We start from the raw sequence: 22483 nt of genomic DNA, 5'->3' as shown, positions 1-22483 counted from the left end.
ATAAATAATTTCATGAATAAAAACATTTTTTCTGAGAACTGTAATTTATGTAGTTATACAACTATAAAAGTGGGAGGAGTAGCTGAATATTTTGCTGAGCCAAAAAACATTGACGAATTTTTATATCTAATAAAATGGGCTAATTTAAACAAACAAAGATGCCAAGTAATTGGGGCTGGTTCAAATATTTTAATAAATAATATTTTCATAAAGGGTTTAGTTGTCTGTACAAAAAAAATGAAGTCATTAATGATAGAGCCTTATTCAGGAATTGTTGAAGCGGAAGCAGGTGTAATGCTCCCAAAATTATCTAATTCTCTTGCTAAAAATGGATTAAAAGGAGGTGAATGGGCTGTCGGAATTCCAGGAACATTAGGAGGAGCAATTTATATGAATGCTGGCACAGGTAATTTTTCACTAGCAAAAAATCTTATTTCTGTAAAAGTTATAAATAATAAAACTAATCAAAAACTTGAAATTGAAAAAAAAGATATCAATTTTAAGTATAGATTTAGCTCTTTTCAAAGAAATGATTTGACAATTATTAGTGCAAAACTACATTTTGAACCAAATGGGAATCTAGAACAAATAATTCAAACAACCAAAAATAACCTTAAATTAAAAACAGAAACGCAACCATATCATCAACCAAGTTTTGGAAGTGTTTTTAAAAATCCTGAAAATAATTATGCAGCAAAATTAATTGATGAAATGGGTTTAAAGGGATTTAAAATTGGTGGTGCAGAAATTTCTAAAATGCATTCAAATTTTATAATCAACACTTCTTCAGCTAGTTCAAAAGATATTTATGAATTAATAACAGTAATTCAACAAAAAGTACTACAAAAAAAAGGAATTTTTTTGCAACCGGAAGTAAGAATGATTGGTTTTGACTATCCTAACTAAAGAAACTTATTTAAAAAATGGCGGGTTTTGGACTTCCTAACTTTGGACAACTTACAGAAGCTTTTAAAAAAGCTAAACAAATTCAGCAAGATGCTCAAAAATTGCAAGATGAACTTGAAAATATGGAGATTGAAGGAAAAAGTGATGATGAAATGATAAAGGTCTGGATAAGTGGAAACCAACTTCCTTTAAAGGTAGAAGTGCAGGAAAATATTTTAACTTCAGATAAAGAAAAAATAGAGCAAAACATTTTACAAGCTATTCAAAAAGCGCATGAATTATCTACTACAACAATGAAAGAACGGATGAATGATTTAACTGGTGGATTAAATCTTAATCTTCCTGGTTTTGATAATAGTGAGTCTTAGCAGACTCAATCATATCTTTATAAAAAGGATATCTTTCGAAAGATTTATTTAAATTACAACCCTCATCATTTAAATGTAAGCAGTTACGAAATTTACACCTAATTTCTTCATCGATTACCTGTTTATATATTTCTGAATAAAGATTTGGTAAAAATCTTATATCAACATCTAGAGGTTGCATATTAAAGCCAGGAGTGTCAACAATATAACTTTGATTTGATATTGAAAATAACTCAACATTTCTAGTAGTGTTTTTACCTCTTTTAATTTTACTGGAAACTGGAGCAGTACTATTTTGAAGACCTGGAATTATCATATTAAGCAAAGTAGTTTTACCAACGCCGGATGGGCCCATGAAAATTGAACACTTTTTTTGGTTTAACTCAACTAATAAATTTTGTAGATAATCAGAATTCTGTAAATTTAAAGTTGTTGCTTCATAACCCCATTGCCTAAATTTATCAAGTAAAAATAATCTTCTTTTATCTGAAATTAAATCACACTTTGTCAAAACTAATGACACTTCAACTCCCATTGATTCTGCTGAAATCAAAAATCTATTCACTTGAGATAAATTCAACTCTGGCTCTTCAACAGAAAAAGTAATGTATATGTTAGAAATATTTGCAACTGAGGGCCTAGCTAACAAATTTTTTCTTTTTTTTAAACTTGTAATTACTGCTCGCTTGCTTCTTAAATCAATATTTTCAATAACTACTTCATCTCCAACATAAATTAATTGATCTTTGAAATTTATAGACTTCCTCACCTTACATAAAAATCTCTCACTATTTTCAAAGTTTTCTTGATTTTTTAAGTCAACTAAGAAAAAATCATTAAATTTTTTCGTAACTAAACCTAAATTTTTACTATGAGTTTTCATTTAAAATTTTTATTTTTATAAATTTTTCATTTTCTTTGATTTGTTTGAACAAACACCTCATTTCTTTTAAATTATTTAATACCATTTCTTCTGGTTCACCTTTATCTATTTCAACTATAAGTTGTTCATTTTTTGATAAATTCTCTAAAGCCAATTTAATTTTGACGACGTTTAAAGGACATGGAACAGATTTAAGATCCAAATACTTTAAAGGAGTCATTAGGATTCTTTACCAAATAATTTACTAAATAGTCCACTATTTGAATTGATATTTTTATCTGAATATTGAGAAGCTAAACCCTCTAAAAGCTTTCGCTCTTCGTCAGTTATACGGGTTGGCAATTTTACCTTTACTAGAACTTCATGATTACCTCTAGCAACTGGATTTCCAAGTCTAGGTACGCCTTTATTCTCAAGTGAAAGAGTTGTATTTGGTTGAGTGCCACTTGGAATTTTTAAATTAACATTTCCATCAACTGTAGTAATTTCAACAGTATCTCCTAATATTGCCTGTAAATAACTCACAGCAATTTCTGAGTAAATAGTCACACCATCTCTTTTAAGTTTTGAATCATCTTTAACTTTAATAAAAACATAAAGATCTCCAGGTGGACCTCCTTTTAAGCCGATATTTCCCTCTCCAGAAACCCTTAATTTAGTACCAGTATCAACTCCTGCAGGAATATTAATTCGTAATTTTTTTCTAACTTGCTTAACACCATTACCTCCACAACTTAAACATGGATCTGCAATTATCTGACCAGCTCCATTACATGAAGGACATTCAGCAACTTGTGTGAAATTACCAAAAGGTGTTCTTGTAGCTCGTCTAACTTGACCACTTCCACCGCATGTTGAACAAGTTTTTGGACCAGTTCCAGGTTTGGCACCAGTTCCCCTACAGACTTCACATTTCTCAAGATGAGGAATCTTAATTTCTCTTTGTTGCCCAAATATTGCATCTTTAAAGTCGACATTAAGGTCATACCTTAAATCATCTCCTTGTTGAGGGCCTCTTCTTTGAGCTCTTCCTCCCTGTGGATTTTGTCCCCCAAAGCCATTAAAAAAGGTTTCAAATAAATCTGCAAAGCCTCCCATATCTCCCATATCGGGCATTCCAGCTGCACCTCCAAGGCCTGCCTCTCCAAACTGATCATATCTAGCTCTTTTTTCAGGGTCCGCTAATGCTTCATAAGCTTTGCCAATTTCTTTAAATTTATCTTCAGCACCTGGTTCTTTATTTACATCAGGATGATATTGCCTTGCTAATTTTCTATAAGCCCTTTTTAAGGTATCTGCATCAGCATCTCTTGAAACTCCAAGTATTTGATAGAAATCAGCCATTAAATAATGCTCAAGTAAAAATTTGGAATTTATACATCTTCAGAAGTATTTTCCTCTGAATCAATATCCACTTCAACTTTATCCTTTTCTAATTGCTCTTGTGAATTTTGTTTTCCAGGTCCCATAGAAACTTTAACCAAAGCATGTCTCAAAACCTTACCTTCAAGATGATATCCTCGCTGCAATTCTTCAATAATAAAATCTTCTTTAAACTCTTCACTAGGCTCTCTTAATACAGCTTCATGCAAGCTTGGATCAAATTGCTGACCAACAACTCTCATAGGTGAAACGCCCTGTTGTTTTAAAACTTCTACCAATTGTTTATACAATCCTTGATAACTTCTATGAAGAGCTTGAGCTTCTTCACTTTCAGGTTTAAGTTGTTGTCTTGCTCTCTCGAAATTATCAACAATAGGGAGTATTGAAGTCAAAGTCTTTGAAACAAGTTGAATTTTTAAATCGTCCTGATCTCTCGACTGCCTTTTTCTAAAATTATCAAAATCTGCTGAGATCCTTACATATTGATTTTTTAATGTTTCATGCTCTTTTTCTAGTTGCTCTAATCTTGCATCATTATTAGAAATAGAATTTTTTAATTCTTCGGTATTTATTTCTTCTATTTTATGAGAAGAAAATTCATTATTTTCAGCAGCTAATTCTTGCGCAGGTGATGAATCTCCAAGAGCATTATCCTGATCTGAAAGATCATTTTCTTTATTCTCAATATTGTCTGATTGATTTTCAATCATTTCACTAAAATTTAATAAAACTATTCTCCAATAAAGTGAAGCACAAAACAAGTTGCGGAAGGCCGCACAAATATTTAGTCAGGAACAAACCTTAATGCTAATCCATTGTTACAGTATCTTTTGCCAGTAGGCAGTGGCCCGTCATTGAAAACATGTCCTTGATGACCTCCGCATCTAGAACAATGATATTCGGTTCTGGGGACAATTAACTTAAAATCAACCTTCATTTCTACTGATCCTTGAATTGAATCCCAAAAACTTGGCCATCCTGTACCACTATCGAACTTTTTATCTGAAGAAAAAAGCGGCAAATCGCAACCTGCACAGTGAAAAATCCCTTTTCTTTTCTCATTATTTAACTGGCTACTGAAAGCTCTTTCAGTCCCTTCCTCCCTCAGAATATAATAAGATTCTGGACTAAGCCTAGATTTCCATTCGTCTTTTGAGAAATTCCACTCTTCTTTAGAAGCCAGTGAAGAAGCTAACACTTGCATAGGTTTAAAGATTATTTTTAAGATTGACATAGTAGGAATTAGAATAAAAGTTCTTCTTGATAGAAATTGATTCATATATTTAAATATCAAAAAAGTAATGAATTTCATTCAGCCTAATTCTATTAAAAATATTCATAAATTAAGTATTGCTCCAATGATGGATTGTACTGATAAACATTTCAGAATGATAATGAGAAAAATAAGTTCTGAAGCTCTTCTGTATACAGAAATGATTGTGGCCCAAAGTTTAGTGCATACAAAAAATAAAGAAAATTTTCTAAATTTTAATGGTGAAGAACACCCAATATCGATTCAATTTGGTGGGGACGATCCTAGAATTCTTAAAGATGCAGCCCGAATGGCACAGGAGTGGGGTTACGACGAAATAAACTTTAATGTTGGTTGTCCTAGCCCAAGGGTCTGTTCTGGAAATTTTGGCGCTTCACTTATGAAAGACCCTGAAAAAGTAGCAAAATGTATAGAATCCTTAAAAAATAATTGCAACTTACCGGTTACGATCAAACATAGAATCGGTGTAGACAATGATGATAGTTTCGTTAACTTGAATAATTTCGTAAGAACTATCGCAAATGCTGGTGCAGACAGATTTACGGTTCATGCAAGGAAAGCCATACTAAAAGGTCTAAATCCAAAACAAAACAGGACAATACCTCCATTAAATTATGGAATGGTAAAAAAATTGAAAAAATTAAATCCAGAAATATTAATAGAAATCAATGGGGGCTTAACAAATATCGATGAATCTTTAAAAGCTTTAAATGATTTTGATGGGGTCATGATTGGACGATCAATATATAAACATCCCTTAAGATGGTCTGAAATTGATCAAAAGATTTATGGAATCAATACAAAACCTAAATCTGCATCAAAAATTATATTCTCCTTAATTCCATACATAGAAGCTCATTTAAGTAATGGGGGAAAATCTTGGGATATTTGTAAACATCTTATAAATTTAGTTGAAGGTATACCCAAAGCTAAAATTTGGAGAAATCAAATTTCAAATAAATCTATAAAAAAAGAATTAAATATTGAATATCTATTTAAATTAACAACAGCTCTTGAAGAAATGGGCTACTAATTTGTATCGTTTGAAGCATTGCTCTCATTGGAGACTCCCCTTTTTCTCCTGCTCCTACCGCTTTCATATTCAGAATTTTCAGAAGAATTTCCATAGCTTCTGTCTTCCCAACCTTCTGCTCCAGAAGATTTATTAGTATAAGAGCTATTGGATTCAGCATTACCGCCGCCGTAGCCGCCGCCGTAGCCGCTACCACTATTACCGCCGCCGTAGCCGCTACCACTATTACCGCCGCCGTAGCCGCCGCCGTAGCCGCCACCACTATTACCGCCGCCGTAGCCGCCACCACTATTACCGCCGCCGTAGCCGCCACCACTATTACCGCCGCCGTAGCCGCCGCCGTAGCCGCCACCACTATTACCGCCGCCGTAGCCGCCGCCTCTTCCTCCTCTACGTGAGCCACCAGAACCTCTTGGCTCAGCTTTATTAATTCTTAATGGCCTACCCATAAGTTCCGTGCCTTGCAAACCATCAATAGCTGTTGACTCAATCGCTTCATCAGCCATTTCAATAAATGCGAATCCTCTTTTCCTTCCAGTGTCTCTCTCCAATGGAAGAGAACAATTTAACACTTCACCAAAAGGGGCAAACAACTGTATAACATCTTCACGCTCTGCGCGGAACGGCAAATTGCCAACAAAAATACTCACTTTAAACTCAACAAAGAAAATTTACCTTATAAAAAAACTACAGTAGGTAGTCTCATAACGTTGCCTTGTTATTCTACTTCAAAGCATACCCTTGTTGTAGAAAAATAATTGAGATTCAAATTGACAATTTTTTTTTCCAATTATTTACCTCTTTTTCTACCTGAACAAAACCTGTACCACCTTCGCTATTTCTTGATTTAACGACATTCAGAGGTTTAAGGTCCACAAAAACATCCTCATCAAATTCGGGATGAAAATTTTTAAACTCGTCAATTTTGAGATTTTTAAGTAACACTTTTCTCTCCAGGCAATATTTAACGATTTGACCAACAACTTGATAGGCGGTCCTAAAAGGAACATCTTTACCAACTAAATAATCTGCTAGATCAGTAGCATTTGAAAAGTCGTTTTCTACAGAATCAGATAGATTTTTTTCATTAAATTCAATACCCTCATTAATTAAAATAGTCATCGCTTTAATACAAGAAGATATTGTTTCTGCAGTATCAAATATTGGCTCTTTATCCTCTTGAAAATCTTTATTGTATGAAAGTGGTACCCCTTTGACCATTGTTAATAACGCCTGGAGATGCCCATACACTCTTCCTGTCTTACCTCTTATCAATTCTGGAACGTCAGGATTTTTTTTCTGCGGCATTAAGCTGCTTCCTGTGGCACATTTATCTGTTAATTTTGCAAAAGAAAATTCATCAGTTACCCATAATATTATTTCCTCTGAAATTTTACTTAAATGAGACATCAACAAAGCAGAGGCAGAAACAAACTCTATACAAAAATCTCTATCACTAACTGCATCAATACTGTTTTTATAAATCTTTTCAAAACCCAATTCTGCAGCTGTAAAGTGCCTATCTATTTTTATTTTTGTTCCAGCTAAAGCTGCAGCTCCTAACGGAGAAATATTAACTCTTGAGCGTACTTCTTTATACCTTTCACGGTCTCTTTGGAGCATTTCTATATAAGCCAATAAATGATGGGCCAAAGATAAAGGTTGAGCTCTTTGCATGTGGGTATATCCAGGAATTAAGGTATAGATATTGGATTTCGCAATATTTAAGAAGGATTTTTGTAAATCAGTTATTAAAATTTCAATATTATCAATCTCTTTTCTTAGCCACAATCGTATATCTGTGCCAACTTGATCATTTCTACTTCTACCTGTATGTAATTTTTTTCCAGTTTCACCAATTAAACTTATAAGCTTTTCTTCTATACAATAGTGAATATCTTCAGAAGGTGGGCCAGGACTAAATTTACCCTCCAAATACTCAACTTTTATTGATTCTAATCCATTTATAATTTGCAAAGCTTCAGAAGAGGATAAAACTTTAGTTTTGCCAAGCATTTTTGCATGAGCAATCGAGCAATCTATATCTTCTAAAATAAGCTTTCTATCAAAACCAATTGAGGCATTAAACTTTTCAATAAAAGGGTCAAGTGCATTATCAAACCTTTTACTCCAAACTTTTGCCATATCAATTAGAAATGTTAAGTATCTCTACTAAAGCATTTTTTTATATAAGTGACAAAAATATCTATTTCAATTGAAAAATAACCATTGAGGCATCATCTTCAAGATGTCTATTTTGACCTGTAAAATCGTCTAGCTTTTTAAATATTTTATTTAATATTTCTTGGGATGTATAAGACTGTTTGCACAATTTTGTAAGAGTTTTAATTAATCTTTCCTCATCAAATCTTTGTCCTAAAGAATTAGAAGTATCAATTACTCCATCTGTATAGTAAAGAACTAAATCATTTTGATTAAGCTTGATTTCGCCACAATGATATTCAGCATTTTTTTGTAGTCCAAGTACAAATCCTTTTGCATCTAGTCTAATAATTTTCTGATCTGAACTTTTCCAAAGCAGAGGGGGATTATGTGCTGCATTAGCGAATCTCAATTTTCTAGTTCTAGGATCATAATCTGAGTAAAATAATGTCACAAATCTATGCGATTGATCTAAATCATTTATTGCTAATTGATTCAAATCATGCAAAATTCTATCTGGAGGAAGACCTGTAAGAACCTCTGCACGAAGCATGCCTCTTAACATAGTCATTAAAAGACCGGCTGGAATCCCTTTACCCATGACATCACCTATTACAAAGGCCCATCTTGATTTTTCTTTCCTTTTTTCAGAAATATTAGTCTTTAAGCACATAAAATCATAGTAATCTCCACCGAGCTGAAGAGCTGGTCTACAATGTGCAGCTAAGTCTATACCATGGATACTTGGACAATAATCCGGGAGTAATTGAGATTGAATTTCAGCACCAGTGGAAATTTCTCTATCTACATTCTCATGCTTTTTCTTTGTTTTAATTAAGTAGTAATTTTCTAATCCAACAGCTAGACAATTTTCAATAAAATTAAAATTACTGTCTTCAGTGATCGACGGTCTAGAAATATCTTCGCTAAAAATATAAATAAATCCTCTACATTTGCCTCTGGATATTATTTTTTTTGCTTCAATTTTATATTCTTTAAATTTATTTTTTAAAGCATTTTCAAAAGTTACAATTTCTTTTATTTTAAAATTTTTTGAAAAATGAAATTGATCCAAAAAACCATTAATCGCTTCTTGAGTTGTTGAATATTCATAATTAACAGAAATTTTAATATTTTCATTCCATATCTCCCCCTCGTAATTTAAAGGAATAATTAAAATTATATTCTCAGAAAAAATATGTTTAAAAATTAAGCAAACATAATCCAATAATTTATTTATGTTGGAAAATGATTTTAAATAATATGCTAAAGAAGATGCAATTTCAGCAAATTTATATTTATTTTTTTGGGTGAATTTAGGATCATTTTCTAAAAAATTTTGGACAACTTTATTCGAAAATATTTTTTCTTTTTGATTATTTGCCAAAACAAATCTAATAGATAAGTATGTTTTAACATTAAATTTAAGTTTTTAAAAAAAATTAATTAAATTTTTATTTATCTGCAAGCATAGCCTCTACAAATTCATAACTATTAAATGGTCTCAAATCTTTTATACCTTCTCCAGCTCCAATAAACCTTATTGGTAAATTTACTTCTTCAGATACTGCTAAAGAAACACCTCCTCTAGAAGTGCCATCTAATTTAGTAATAATTGCCCCACTTAAATCTGCTGATTTAGCGAAACTTTTTGCTTGTTTTAAGCCATTTTGTCCCTGACTTGCATCTAAAACTAATAATGATTCAACAAGTGCATCAGGGACCTTTTTATCAATAATTTTTTTTATTTTTGCTAATTCATCCATCAAATTATTTTTTGTTTGCAATCTACCAGCTGTATCAACAAGTAATAAATCAACATTTCTTTTTTTTGCAGAATTAATTGCATCAAAAACTACAGCAGCTGGATCAGCATTTTTTGATTGATTAGATATAACGTCAACATTACTTCTATCTCCCCACACTTTAAGTTGTTCTACTGCGGCCGCTCTAAAAGTATCAGCAGCAGCAATCAAAGTTTTATAATTACTTTTTGATGACAAATATGCTAATTTCCCTAATGTAGTGGTTTTACCAACACCATTAACTCCCACTAATAACCAGACATTTAATTTACCTTTTTGGGGAACTAAAAGATCAGAACCCGAATTTTTTATTGGTTTATCGATAATTAATTTTAATTCCTTCTTCAAAAATTTTATTCCTGCTTCTCCACCCACGACTTCCTCATTTAATTTTGTTCTAAGAGAACTTATAACTTTATCGGTTGAATCAATCCCTACATCAGCTCTTATTAATAGAGTCTCTAAATCATCAAGAGATTCAGGAGTAAGAGGATCATCTCCCAATTTATCCAATAATTCAGTAACAAATCCTTTGCGGGTTTCTTCTAATCCTCTCCGTAATTTAGTTAACCAATCAATTTCATCAATCGATATTTGATTTAATTTTTTTCCTTGAGCAGCTAATACCATTGCCGACCAAGTAAAATTATCATCAAATTCTCCTAATTCTGGTTCAGCAATAGTTTTAGACTGTTCATCAATATTTTCTTTATTAGGAATATCAATTGAATCTTGCTTTTGTTCTTCCTGTTTCTCTAATTCTTGCTTTTGTTCTTCCTGTTTCTCTAATTCTTGCTTTTGCTCTTCCTGTTTCTCTAATTCTTGCTTTTGTTCTTCCTGTCGTTTTTTTAAAAGCGCATAAGCTTGTGCAGCCCATTCACGAGAATTATCAGAATCAGTATTAGTCATTATTATCTATTGTCCGTAATTAAAATTTTCTAAATACTATTTATTTATATCAAATAATTATGACAATTAAATTGTTTGTAATCTCCTTAAAACTCCATTAATAAATTTTCTTCCTTGCAAATCACTATATTTATTAGCTAAATTAACAGCCTCATCGCAAGCAACGGCGACAGGTGTGTTCAAAAAATTGATATCCACGTAGGCTAAACGCAAAATATCCCTATCAATTCTTGGTAATCTTTTTAATCTCCAGCCATCCATTACTTGATCAATATCAGAATCAATACTTTTAAGATTATTTATTATATTACAAATCCTTTGATTTACATCCTCTCTAATATCTATTTGACCGCTGGAAACAATTAATTTTGGAAAGTCTAAAGTAACAGAAAGTGTATTCATCACGGTTTCAATTTTTTTTAAAGATTTTTTTAAATCATCTCGAACATTTGAATAAGAGGAATCAACACCTTCTTGTAATTCACTATCTAATATTTTTTGTGAAGCATTCTCTAACTCTGACTCGCAATTATCTAATTCCTCTCTGCAATGGTTTAAAAGAGAATCCAAAGCAGATTCAAAAATTTCTTCTATCTGAAATTTATTTAACTTAAAATTACCTTTATCTTTTATAAGACCAAGAGAAATTAAAGATAATTCTCTAGAAAGGGATCTATTATGCATCAATTAAGAGGAAGTATTAGTGGAAGCTCGTAATTGAGAAAACAATTTTGAAAATGTTGGATTTGTCGTGTTATTTTTTTCATCTGGATTTACTATCCCAGCAGAAATTATTGTTCTAAAAGCATCTTCAACCGAAATATCCAAATCCTTAACAGAAGACTCAGGAACGAGTGTATACCAACCAGTAGTTGGGTTTGGTGCTGTAGGGATAAAAACACTAAGTAACTTTTCTTTCAATTCTGGCTGTAGGGAAGGCCCTACGTCACCAGTTACAAAGCCAACACTATATAATCCCTCACGAGGATATTCAACTAAAACAACTCTTCTAAATCTATTAGATTTATTACTTAAGAAAGTTTCTAGCAATTGTTTAAGAGTTTTATAAACGGCTCCAGCTACTGGAATTTTTGATAGGGTACCCTCTCCAAACTCTAATAACCATCTTCCTACAAAATTTCTCGCCATCAAGCCTATAAGCAAAATAGCTAATAAAGGAACAGTTAAACCTAAGGTTAGATTGATTAAATCTTGTAATAAGGGATTTAAAGTAATAAAAGGATTTAGTTGCTTTGGAACTGAAGTAACTAAAGTTAAAACAAATTTACTAACTAATGATGACAGCCAGATTGTTGTTGCTAAAGGAATTACAACTAACAAACCCGCAATAAGATCATTTTTGAGATCTTGTTGAAGCCTAGATCCCAAATTCGAATCTTGATTTTGATTAGATTCAACCAAAATAATGTATTAACTATATTAACTTTACTAATAATTTAACTGTTTTTACTAAGTTAGGATATATTTTTCTTAAATATATCTAATTTATTTATAAGTTTTTCTCCAAAATAACTTTTACAGGAAATGCTATAAAGAAAAAAGAAATGATTGATAACATTCAAAACAAAAAAGAAATAAGTAAAAAATTAAAAGAACGAGCTATTTTTGAGGGTTTTACAGTTGCTGGATTAGCTTCAATACCAGGTAGTTCGCGCTTAAAATTAAGAACTAATGCATTAGAAAGATGGTTATCAAATAACTACCATGCTGAAATGAAATGGATGGAGGCAGAAAAAAGAAAAAATATAGGCTCACTTTTTGAAAATGCAAAAAGTATTTTGAGCGTTGGATTTACTTACATTAATTCACAAAACAATAACAATAATTTCCTCAAGGTGGCTAAATTTAGCCAGGGTGAGGATTATCATAAAGTAATTCACAAAAAATTAAAAAATATTGGTAAGTGGATTAACCTAGAAATCCCTGATTGCAAATGGAAAATATGTGTTGATACCTCTCCGCTTCTTGAAAAAGCATGGGCAGAGGAGGCTGGGATTGGTTGGATAGGTAAAAATAGTAATTTAATAAGCAAAACAAATGGTTCTTGGTTGACTTTGGGTTTTATGATTCTCACAAAAGATTTAATACCAGATAAACCTCATCAATCACTTTGCGGAAAATGTGAAAAATGTATTGAACATTGTCCCACAAAGGCAATCGTGGAACCCTTTGTGATTCAGTCAGATCTATGCATTGCATATCACACAATAGAGAACAGAGATAAAACTATTCCAAAAAAAATAGAGAAAAATTTAAGTGGATGGGTTGCAGGATGTGATATTTGTCAAGATGTATGTCCATGGAATAAATCAGTACCATATAACAATAATTTTGAAACTACACCGAAAGAATGGATTAACAATCTTAATATTGAATCCCTCAATTGGGACAATAAAACATGGCAAGAAAATCTTAAAGGAACCACCTTAAAAAGAATTAAACCATGGATGTGGAAAAGAAACATACAAGCAAATATAAATAACAAAAAGATAAAAATATGAATAAGTTTTTAAAAAAAATAATCTGGATCTCCTTTATCTGTTTTTACTCTCTTCAAATAAAAACAGTTCAAGCAATAGTTCCCTACTATTATTTCCCGACTATAAAAAATTTACAAAAGCAAAGTTCATATATTGGCAATAATGCATATCAACTACTTTATTTTGGACAATATAAAGATAGTCTTAACTTAGCCAAATTAGCTGTAAAAATAAATTCGAAAGATGAAAAACTATGGTTAATTTTGGCTGAAGCACAAATAGCTAACAAGCAATACAAAAATGCATTAAATTCTCTTAATAAAGCAGAAAAGATAAATTCAAATATTAGTGAAATATATTTTGCCAAAAGTAATATTTACTTAAAAATTTCCCAACAATCAAAGGCAAAAAGTGCTTTAGAAAAAGTAGTAAAGATAGAACCCAATAATCACAAAGCTATTTTTCAATTAGGAAATATTTTATTGATGGAAAAAAATTACTTGGGAGCTATCAAATTGTTTGATAAATCAGTAAAAATAAAACCTGATTTCTGGCAAGCTATAAATAATCAAGGTTTAGCTTATTTTGAGAAAAACAATATAAATTTATCAATCAAATTATTTAAAAGTGCAATCTCAATTCAGGAAAATGCGGAACCATTACTAGGATTAGCCTCATGCGTAAGAATTAATGATCCTAAATTAGCAATCCAGCTAGCAAAAAAAGCTTTAGCTAAAGATCCCAAATATGTGAATTATGACTATAGAAAAGAACAGTTATGGGGCGAAAAATTACAAGTCTCTACAGAAATTCTTTTACAAAATGAACAACTAAAAAATGATGTAATGCTTGCAAAATCCAAAATAAGTGAATCATCTTAATGTTCAATACTGGTAATTATTGTTTTACCTATTAGTCTTAATTTAGTTAATTACTAATTATTCAATTTTGCGCTCAAATGGATAAGAAAAACTTCACTTCCATCTCGCTTCAAGAAGAAATGCAACGTTCTTATTTGGAGTATGCAATGAGCGTCATAGTTGGACGAGCATTGCCTGATGCAAGAGACGGTCTTAAACCTGTACAAAGAAGAATCATATTTGCGATGTACGAATTAGGTTTAACACCTGATAAACCATTTAGAAAGTGTGCTCGTGTTGTAGGAGATGTACTTGGGAAATACCATCCTCATGGTGATCAAGCAGTATATGATGCATTAGTAAAGCTAGTACAAAATTTCTCCACAAAATATCCTACTCTTGACGGTCATGGAAATTTTGGATCTGTGGATAATGATCCGCCGGCAGCAATGAGATATACTGAGACAAGATTAGCTCCAATAGCTCATAAAGGATTTCTTGAAGAAATTGCATCAGAAACAGTAAAATTTTCAAATAACTTTGACGGTTCTCAAAAAGAACCAGATGTTCTTCCAGCGCAGCTTCCATTTTTATTGCTGAACGGCTCATCAGGTATTGCTGTTGGTATGGCAACAAATATTCCACCTCACAATCTAGGCGAGATTGTAGATGGTTTAGTTGCCTTAGTTAAAAATAAAGATATTAGTGATAAAAAACTTTCTAATATTATCAAAGGACCTGATTTTCCTACAGGCGGAGAATTAATTTATAGTCGTGCAATAGAAGAACTTTATCAAACGGGAAAAGGATCAATAACAATAAGAGGAGTTGTAAATACAGAAGAAGTAAATTTAGGCAAAGGGAAACATAAAAAGAATGCAATAATCATTACTGAACTGCCTTACCAAATTAATAAAGCAGGTTGGATTGAAAAACTCGCAGAACTTGTGAATTCAGGCAAGATTATTGGGATTTCTGATATTAGGGATGAGAGCGACAGAGATGGAATGAGAATTGTAATAGAACTAAAAAAAGATTCTAATTCTGAACTTGTTATTTCTAATTTATATAAAAAAACAACTCTCCAAACAAACTTTGGCGCAATATTCTTAGCTTTAATTAAAGGCAAACCTGTACAACTAAATCTAAAAAAATATCTCAACTATTTTCTTGAATTTAGAGAAGAAACAATTAGAAAAAGAACTTTTTATTTTTTAAAAAACACTCTTGATAAACTTGAAATATCAGAAGGTTTATCAAAAGCTACAAAAAATATAAAAAAAGTTATCGCCATTATTGAAGAATCAGAAAATTCTGTACAAGCTAGATCAAAATTAGTAGAAAATTTTTTCTTAAGTGAAAAACAGGCAAATTCAGTTTTGGATATGCCGCTAAAAAAATTAACAAATCTGGAAAAAAATCAAATTGATAACGATATAAAAAATTTATTAGAAAAAAAGAATTATTTTCAAAAATTATTGAATGAAAGAGAATTATTACTTGAATTACTTATAGAAGAATTATTAATATTGAAGAAAAAATACAATGTTATACGTAAAACAAAAATAATTAAAAATATAAATCAAAATGAAGAATTAGAAACGCTTAATAATCAGATATTAGAGGACTTTATAAATAAAAAAACAAAATTATACATAGACAATAGACTTTATTTAAAAAAGATGATTTTAGGTCATTACAAGAAATCATTTGAGGTTGTAAATAAAATCATAGATAATAAAAATATTCAAAAATTTATATGTAATATTGAAAAAAATATAAAGTTAATTGGAATCACTAATACGGGAAAAGTATTTCACATAGATTGGGAATCAAATATTAATAAAGACTATAAATTAGATAATAAAATTATTGGGAATATTCATCCTAGCGAAATAATAAATTTTCATTCAATTAAAAAAGAAATTAGAAATTATTTATGCATATTAAATTCAGATGGAAGGTTTAAAAAAGTTTTATTTGATGAAGATATGATTAAAAGCAATAGATCTTTCACTATTACAAAATTAAAAAATAATTTAAAAACAATTGATTCTTTTATTTCAAATGAAAAAAAAGATTTAATAATATTAACCTCGATAGGAAGAATTTTTAAATTTAATTTATCAAACAAATTTTTAACACCAACTTCTAAACAATCCCAAGGATTAATAATTGCAAAACTTTTACCATCTGAAAAAATCGTTTCTTGTTGTACGTTTAATGATGGAGAAAATATTTTTTTAATCTCTAAGCAAGGAAGAATCTTTTGTATAAATAGTAATGAAATTTACTGCTCAAATGAATACAGTTTGGGATATTTGAATGAAAAAACCCAACTTAAAAACGATTACTTCCTCAAAATAATGGCAAGTAACCATTACCTTGATATTGAAACTAATAAAAATAAATCTGCAAGATTAGACCTAAATAAATTAAACTTCAAATCCAAGAAATCAAACTTTTTAATTGATTTTTTAAAATTAGATAATGATGAATACCTTGAAAATTGTTTCCGACTTGAAAACTTTCTCGACTAAGATTTATATTCGTTTTCAACCCAATTTAAGTATTCTTGATTTACTGTTCCAGTTACATAATCACCAGTAAAACAACTCATCTCTAAACCTTTAATAGAAGAATCACCAATTATAGATTTACGCAAACTTTCAACACTTTGATAAACAAGGTTATCAATTTCAAGTTTATCGGCGATTTCACTTATTGTCCTATTATGAGCTATTAATTCATCTCTATTAGGCATATTAATTCCATAAACGTGAGGATAACGAACAGGAGGCGCTGCTGATGTGAAAAAAACTTTATTTGCTCCAGCATCTTTAGCCATCTGGACAATTTCTTTTGAAGTAGTACCTCTTACTATCGAGTCATCAACAATTAATACATTTTTATTTTTAAACTCTGCACTCATGGCATTTAATTTTTGCCTCACAGATTTCTTACGTTTCTGCTGACCGGGCATTATGAATGTTCTGCCAACATATCTGTTTTTAAAAAAACCTTCCCTATATTCTATCCCTAACTGTCTTGCAACTTGCATTGCCGCGGGTCGAGAAGAATCAGGAATAGGCATAACTACATCAATATCTCCAGAATTGATCGTTTCTTTTATTGTTTCTGCTAAATAATCTCCCATCTTTAGACGAGCTTTATAGACTGAAATTCCATTCATAATTGAATCTGGCCTAGCTAAGTAAACATATTCAAAAGCACAGGGAAATAACATTGGATTTTCAGAACATTGCTTAGAGAAAAACTCCCCATCAAGATTTATAAAAACAGCTTCTCCTGGATCTACATCTCTCACTACTTCATAATCATTATTCTCAAGTACTAAAGATTCGCTTGCAACCATCCATTCTTCTTTTTTTGTAGTTAATGAAAGTCTTTTCCCTATGACTAAAGGCCTAATACCAAAAGGATCTCTAAATGCTAATAAACCATGTCCTGAAATTAACGCAATTGAAGCATATGACCCCTGAATTCTTTTATGTAAAGATTTGACCGCATTAAAAATAATATCAGGCTCTAATTTTTGATTATGAATTTGTTCTTGTAATTCTGTCGCAAATACATTTAACAACATTTCAGTATCACTTGAAGAATTTGTATGCCGCTTGTCGACATTAAATAACTGTTTTTCTAAATCTCTGGTATTCGTCAAATTTCCATTATGTATCAAAACAATTCCATAAGGAGCATTAACATAAAAAGGCTGTGCTTCTTCTACACTTTCTGCTGATCCCTTTGTTGCATACCTAACATGACCCAATCCAATTTTGCCAATTAAATTCCTCATATCTCTAGTTCTATAAGCAGTATTAACCTGACCTTTAACCTTATGTATATGAAAAACAGTATTTTCCATTGTTGCTATACCTGTTGAGTCTTGACCTCTATGCTGCAAAAGCAAAAGACTATCGTAAATTTGTTGATTTACATCATTTGAAGAAACGATTCCAACTATTCCGCACATAACCTAATATCTTAAATTGGTTAATAGTTGAGAAATGTTTTTCATGTTTAAAAGTAATCTGAAATACTATTATTAAATTTTTCGGTTAATTCCTCAACCCTAATATTGCAAATATTTTTTTCGTTGATTTTTATCTTCAGCGTGTCACTAGATACATATCCTATTTTTTTTAGATAAACACTTGATGGGAAATTTATTTGATTTTGTTTTAAATAATTAAACCATTCATTTTCTTTCATTTTACTAATTGAAAAAATAATTCTTGACCCCCCTTCGGCAAACAATAAATTATCAACTCTATTTAAATCTTTCTCTAATTCTATATTTGCACCCTTTGAGGACAAAATACAAGACTCTGCTAAAGCTATAGCTAAACCTCCGTCGCTTATATCGTGAGAAGAAACTACTAGACTGTTTAAAATCGCATTTCTTAAAAAACTCTGGCAAAACTTTTCATCAAACAAATCTATTTTTGGAGGCCGACCTGTAATTTCTCCATGAAAATATTCAAGATAAGAACTAGCTGCAATTTTTATTTCAGATTTGGAAGAACCAATTAACCAGATTTGATCATCAATATTTTTCCATTCACTACTTATAGCTTTTTCAACATTATCAATCTTTCCAACCATTCCAATAACAGGAGTAGGATTGATAGGAGTAATTAGATTTTCTTTATTTTTAGATTCATTATATAAAGATACATTACCTCCTGTAACAGGAGTTTCTAAAGCTTTACAAGCTTCAGCAATTCCATTACATGAAGATGAGAGTTGCCAATATCCTATTTCATTCTCAGGGGAAGAAAAATTTAAATTATTTGTAATTGCTACTGGTTCAGCACCAACACAACTAACATTTCTAGCGGACTCTGCAACGGCAGCGATAGATCCTCTAAAAGGATCAAGAGCAACCCATCTACTATTACAATCAACTGAAGCAGCGACACCAGAAAATACTTTGCTTTTATTTTTTTTATTTTGTTCCCTTAGTCTTACTACGGCTGCATCTGATTTTCCAGGTTTAAAAACTGTATTTGCCTGAACTTGAGAATCATATTGTTTATAAATCCATCGTTTAGAAGCTATTGATGGATTAGAGAGTAGTTTTAAAATGATTTCTGAAAAAGAAAAATTCTTATTTTCCTTCAATGAAAATATTTTTTGCTCATGAATTTCTGGCAAATCATTTTCTTTCCATTCCCATTTATTTAAAAGATCATCGGGAGGATTATTAATCACATTGTGAAAATTTACGGGAGTATCATCAGATAAAGCAGAAGTAGGTATCTGAGCCACAATTTTACCTTTATGAGAAATAATTACCTCATTAGTTTCTATAACTTCACCAATAATACTGGCATATAATCCCCATTTTTTAAATTTTTCAATAAGATCATTAATTTTTTCTTCTTTAACGACAAACAACATTCTTTCTTGCGATTCAGATAATAAATATTGGTATGGGGACATATCATCTTCTCTAGAAGGAACCAAATCTAAATCAATAGCTATCCCTAAATTTCCATTTGCGGCCATTTCTGCACTACTACATGTTAAACCTGCAGCACCCATATCTTGAGCTGCAATGACATCCCCTGTCTTGAAAGCATCCAAACAAGCTTCAATAAGACTTTTCTCAACAAATGGATCACCTACCTGAACTGCAGGTCTATCATCCAATGAAGTTGTAGTTAATTCTGAACTGGCAAAACTAGCACCACCAACTCCATCTCTGCCAGTTGTATTACCAACATATAACACTGGTGATCCTACATTTTTAGCTCCAGAACAAACAATTTCCTCTGTTTCTAAAAGTCCTAAAGCCATAACATTCACTAGAGGATTTCCAGAGTAACTATCATCGAAGTCAATTTCACCTCCAACAGTCGGCACGCCCACGCAATTTCCATAATGTGAAATACCAGATACAACTCCTCGTAGTAAATCAACATTTGATGATTTATCAAGGTTGCCAAATCTCAATGAATTCAAGACTGCAATTGGCCTTGCACCCATTGTAAATATATCTCTTAAAATTCCTCCTACACCTGTAGCTGCGCCTTGAAAAGGTTCAATAGCAGAAGGATGATTATGACTTTCTATTTTAAAAACAAGTTTTTGATTATTTCCAACATCAATAACGCCAGCATTTTCTCCGGGTCCAACTAAAACATTTTTACCTTTAGTGGGAAACTTAGATAGTAAAGGTTTTGAATTTCGATAACAACAATGTTCTGACCACATAACGCCAAACATGCCTAATTCCGTTCTATTAGGTTTTCTCTTTAATCTTTTGCAAATTTCTTCGAAATCATTAAGTGTTAAATTTTCAACCTGTAGTGCTTCATTAAGATCATATAGATCATTATTTTCTTGATTTATCATTATTTATATCCAAGGGTCATCTTCTTTTTTTTCACTAAACGGTATAGATGTTCTGTCATTATTATAAAAACTTTTTTGTTTAAAATCTAAGTTTTGGCTAATATCTTCATCTTCTTCAAGCCAATCCTCTAATCTATTTGAGGCTAAATTTTTCATATCATCAAATCTATCAAAAATTTTTTTTCCTTTTTGCAAAAATTCATTTTTAAAACTTGATTTTAATATAAGTAAATCATCTAAAGAATTGACCTCACAAAAAACTAAACCAGGTTGTTGATCAGTAATATTTTCAATATTTAATTTCCATCTACTAGAACCTGGAATATTAGGATTTGATCGAGACACTAAATAATATTTAATATTACCCGTTTTTATTTCAAATAAAAAATCTGCAATGACTCCTATTTTTGAGCCATTAATATTTATCAAATTAGCATCTATTAAAGTTGGGAATCTATTTAAAGTTGCTAAATCAGAAATGGCTGGATCACCTTTGACATAAATTTCGGAATCAATTATTTGACTTATTTGATTTAACCGCCAGACATTTCTTTTTAAATCGAAATTTGAGGGACGCGAATACCATCCTAGGATTCGATGAACTGGAGGATGCATCCAAACATTTTCTCCATTTCCGTAATTAAGGACCATATTACCCTTAACACTATAATTCAGTAATTCACTTAATAAAATTTCTTTAGGTAATTTCAAATTAAGAACGAACCTGAACAGGCATGACTAGATAAGTAAAAGAATTGAGATTATCTTGTGGCACAAAAACGGCTGGAGTAGTTGCTTGGTTACACTTTAGGAGTACATTTTCAGAAGTTATAACTTTTAAACCTTCTAAAAGATATCTCACATTAAATGCAATATCAAAATTTTCTCCAGAATAAGAGACAGGTATTGATTCATTTGCGTTTCCTATATCTTGTGCATCTGCACTTATTGAGGCCAAATCTGAATTATCTAATTTAAATTTAACTACACTACTCTGCTGATCAGCTAAAACAGCGATTCTTTCTAATGCATCAATTAATTTTTTAGTATTAAAATCAAGAATTTTAGAAAAACTATCTGGAATTAATTGAGAATAATTAGGATATTTACCCTCAAGAGTTCTTGTCGTAATTATTTGATTAGAAGAAATAAAAACTACTTGACCTTTATCATAAAAAAGCTTAATTGAATTTTCTGAGCTCCTAAGAGCTACCAATTTTTCAATTTCTCTTAATGATCGCGTTGGAATTGTTACTGATAAATCGCTTTCATTAGAAGTTAAGTTATCTTTATTTTCAATATGTTCTTCGTTACCAACTAACGCAACAGCCAATCTATGACCATCTGTAGAAGCAGACTCTAAGTAATTTTGTTTAAAGGTAAAGTTGACACCTGTTAGCAATTGCTTTGAGTCATCATTACTACTAGCAAAAACAGTTGATTTTAAAGCTTTTAAAAAAGAACTTGGGTCAATATTTAAAGAAGCACCACTTTCAACAAAAGGTAAATTAGGATAATCATCAGAAGCTAAACCTTTGAGATTAAAAGAACCTCTATCACTTTTTATTAAAATATTATCTGAATTTTCATCAACCTCTAAATTAACAGGAGTTTCATTAGGTAATTTATTGACAATTTCAGATAATAGTTTTGAAGGTATCGTAATAGCCCCACTATTTTTCACAGTTCCATCAAAGGAAGTTTGAATTCCTAAATTCAAATCAAATCCTGTTAAACTAATTTTATTTGTTCCTTGATCGGCAGTTAAAAGAATATTCGCAAGAATTGGATGAGTCGGTCTTGAAGAAACTGCTTTACTTACTAGTTGTATAGCATTATTTAACTCATTTTGATTACAAATAATTTCCATTGGATCTTGGAACTTTTTACAAATACAATATACTTTTTTCGTAAATTAAATTCAATCATTTATTTCATTCTTTATTTCTAATAAATAAATTAATAAATAAAAAAATTTTAGTAGTAGTAGTAACTGTGGAAACTGTGGAATTCTT

21 protein-coding genes are annotated in these 22483 nt (G+C 31.0%); 6 read left to right on the top strand and 15 right to left on the bottom strand.

What is annotated here, in order from left to right; translation table 11 throughout:
- Positions 1 to 12 precede the first annotated feature (12 nt).
- Positions 13 to 906 (top strand): UDP-N-acetylmuramate dehydrogenase, encoded by an 894-nt coding sequence (murB, locus tag HA148_RS00105; protein ID WP_209129106.1) that lies wholly within the window; start codon positions 13 to 15, stop codon positions 904 to 906.
- Positions 907 to 923: 17 nt separating this feature from the next.
- Positions 924 to 1274: a YbaB/EbfC family nucleoid-associated protein gene (locus tag HA148_RS00100; protein ID WP_209129104.1), complete on the top strand. Its 351-nt coding sequence runs from the start codon at positions 924 to 926 to the stop codon at positions 1272 to 1274.
- Here HA148_RS00100 and rsgA read toward each other — a convergent pair.
- The 5 genes from rsgA to msrB all read right to left on the bottom strand — a co-directional run bounded on the left by rsgA (position 1240) and on the right by msrB (position 4819).
- On the bottom strand, positions 1240 to 2157 hold the full coding sequence (gene rsgA, locus HA148_RS00095; protein ID WP_209129102.1) for a ribosome small subunit-dependent GTPase A: 918 nt from the start codon (positions 2155 to 2157) through the stop codon (positions 1240 to 1242). The genes HA148_RS00100 and rsgA overlap by 35 nt on opposite strands.
- Positions 2144 to 2377, bottom strand: coding sequence for a sulfurtransferase TusA family protein (locus HA148_RS00090; RefSeq protein WP_209129100.1), 234 nt, complete (start codon positions 2375 to 2377; stop codon positions 2144 to 2146). Before HA148_RS00090 ends, rsgA begins: the two co-directional genes overlap by 14 nt.
- The gene (gene dnaJ, locus HA148_RS00085) at positions 2377 to 3501 is read right to left on the bottom strand and encodes a molecular chaperone DnaJ (protein ID WP_209129098.1); all 1125 of its coding nucleotides are present in this window, start codon (positions 3499 to 3501) and stop codon (positions 2377 to 2379) included. The genes HA148_RS00090 and dnaJ overlap by 1 nt, the downstream gene beginning before the upstream one ends.
- Before the next feature lie 29 nt (positions 3502 to 3530).
- The gene (gene grpE, locus HA148_RS00080; RefSeq protein ID WP_209129096.1) at positions 3531 to 4250 is read right to left on the bottom strand and encodes a nucleotide exchange factor GrpE; all 720 of its coding nucleotides are present in this window, start codon (positions 4248 to 4250) and stop codon (positions 3531 to 3533) included.
- A gap of 74 nt (positions 4251 to 4324) precedes the next feature.
- Complete coding sequence (msrB, locus tag HA148_RS00075) at positions 4325 to 4819, bottom strand: peptide-methionine (R)-S-oxide reductase MsrB (RefSeq protein WP_209129094.1); 495 nt, start codon at positions 4817 to 4819, stop codon at positions 4325 to 4327.
- A 22-nt stretch (positions 4820 to 4841) separates the two neighbouring features.
- Between msrB and dusA the strand changes: the two genes are divergently transcribed.
- Positions 4842 to 5846 carry a tRNA dihydrouridine(20/20a) synthase DusA gene (gene dusA, locus HA148_RS00070; RefSeq protein WP_209129092.1) on the top strand — a complete coding sequence of 335 codons (1005 nt, stop codon included), beginning with the start codon at positions 4842 to 4844 and terminating at the stop codon, positions 5844 to 5846.
- Here the strand turns inward: dusA and HA148_RS00065 are convergent.
- From HA148_RS00065 to HA148_RS00040, 6 genes are all read right to left on the bottom strand, one after another.
- Entirely contained in the window at positions 5843 to 6496 is a 654-nt protein-coding gene (locus HA148_RS00065; protein WP_209129090.1) for an RNA recognition motif domain-containing protein, read from the bottom strand. The two genes, dusA and HA148_RS00065, sit on opposite strands and share 4 nt — an antisense overlap.
- A gap of 115 nt (positions 6497 to 6611) precedes the next feature.
- Entirely contained in the window at positions 6612 to 7991 is a 1380-nt protein-coding gene (gene argH / locus HA148_RS00060) for an argininosuccinate lyase (protein WP_209129087.1), read from the bottom strand.
- Between the two features lie 61 nt (positions 7992 to 8052).
- Entirely contained in the window at positions 8053 to 9396 is a 1344-nt protein-coding gene (locus tag HA148_RS00055; protein WP_209129085.1) for a PP2C family protein-serine/threonine phosphatase, read from the bottom strand.
- Positions 9397 to 9463: 67 nt separating this feature from the next.
- Positions 9464 to 10723: a signal recognition particle-docking protein FtsY gene (ftsY, locus tag HA148_RS00050; RefSeq protein WP_209129083.1), complete on the bottom strand. Its 1260-nt coding sequence runs from the start codon at positions 10721 to 10723 to the stop codon at positions 9464 to 9466.
- Between the two features lie 66 nt (positions 10724 to 10789).
- Entirely contained in the window at positions 10790 to 11407 is a 618-nt protein-coding gene (gene nusB / locus HA148_RS00045) for a transcription antitermination factor NusB (protein ID WP_209129081.1), read from the bottom strand.
- 3 nt (positions 11408 to 11410) lie between these two features.
- Positions 11411 to 12145 carry a DUF502 domain-containing protein gene (locus HA148_RS00040; protein WP_209129079.1) on the bottom strand — a complete coding sequence of 245 codons (735 nt, stop codon included), beginning with the start codon at positions 12143 to 12145 and terminating at the stop codon, positions 11411 to 11413.
- A gap of 143 nt (positions 12146 to 12288) precedes the next feature.
- Between HA148_RS00040 and queG the strand changes: the two genes are divergently transcribed.
- The 3 genes from queG to HA148_RS00025 all read left to right on the top strand — a co-directional run bounded on the left by queG (position 12289) and on the right by HA148_RS00025 (position 16624).
- Complete coding sequence (gene queG, locus HA148_RS00035; protein WP_209129077.1) at positions 12289 to 13245, top strand: tRNA epoxyqueuosine(34) reductase QueG; 957 nt, start codon at positions 12289 to 12291, stop codon at positions 13243 to 13245.
- Positions 13242 to 14105, top strand: a complete 864-nt coding sequence (locus HA148_RS00030; protein WP_209129075.1) for a tetratricopeptide repeat protein — start codon at positions 13242 to 13244, stop codon at positions 14103 to 14105. The genes queG and HA148_RS00030 overlap by 4 nt, the downstream gene beginning before the upstream one ends.
- A gap of 77 nt (positions 14106 to 14182) precedes the next feature.
- Positions 14183 to 16624: a DNA gyrase/topoisomerase IV subunit A gene (locus HA148_RS00025; protein ID WP_209129073.1), complete on the top strand. Its 2442-nt coding sequence runs from the start codon at positions 14183 to 14185 to the stop codon at positions 16622 to 16624.
- Here HA148_RS00025 and purF read toward each other — a convergent pair.
- The 4 genes from purF to dnaN are packed head-to-tail and all read right to left on the bottom strand — an operon-like array spanning position 16621 to position 22338.
- Positions 16621 to 18081, bottom strand: a complete 1461-nt coding sequence (purF, locus tag HA148_RS00020) for an amidophosphoribosyltransferase (protein WP_209129071.1) — start codon at positions 18079 to 18081, stop codon at positions 16621 to 16623. The two genes, HA148_RS00025 and purF, sit on opposite strands and share 4 nt — an antisense overlap.
- Before the next feature lie 47 nt (positions 18082 to 18128).
- On the bottom strand, positions 18129 to 20468 hold the full coding sequence (gene purL / locus HA148_RS00015) for a phosphoribosylformylglycinamidine synthase subunit PurL (RefSeq protein WP_209129070.1): 2340 nt from the start codon (positions 20466 to 20468) through the stop codon (positions 18129 to 18131).
- A 3-nt stretch (positions 20469 to 20471) separates the two neighbouring features.
- The gene (locus HA148_RS00010; RefSeq protein WP_209129068.1) at positions 20472 to 21179 is read right to left on the bottom strand and encodes a PRC-barrel domain-containing protein; all 708 of its coding nucleotides are present in this window, start codon (positions 21177 to 21179) and stop codon (positions 20472 to 20474) included.
- A 1-nt stretch (position 21180) separates the two neighbouring features.
- Positions 21181 to 22338: a DNA polymerase III subunit beta gene (gene dnaN / locus HA148_RS00005; protein WP_209129066.1), complete on the bottom strand. Its 1158-nt coding sequence runs from the start codon at positions 22336 to 22338 to the stop codon at positions 21181 to 21183.
- Between the last annotated feature and the right edge of the window lie 145 nt (positions 22339 to 22483).

The organism is Prochlorococcus marinus XMU1405 (assembly GCF_017696275.1).
Classification (GTDB): Bacteria; Cyanobacteriota; Cyanobacteriia; order PCC-6307; family Cyanobiaceae; genus Prochlorococcus_A; species Prochlorococcus_A marinus_AB.
Note: the sequence above shows the minus strand (reverse complement) of the source record. Positions and strands in the feature narration are given on the sequence as shown.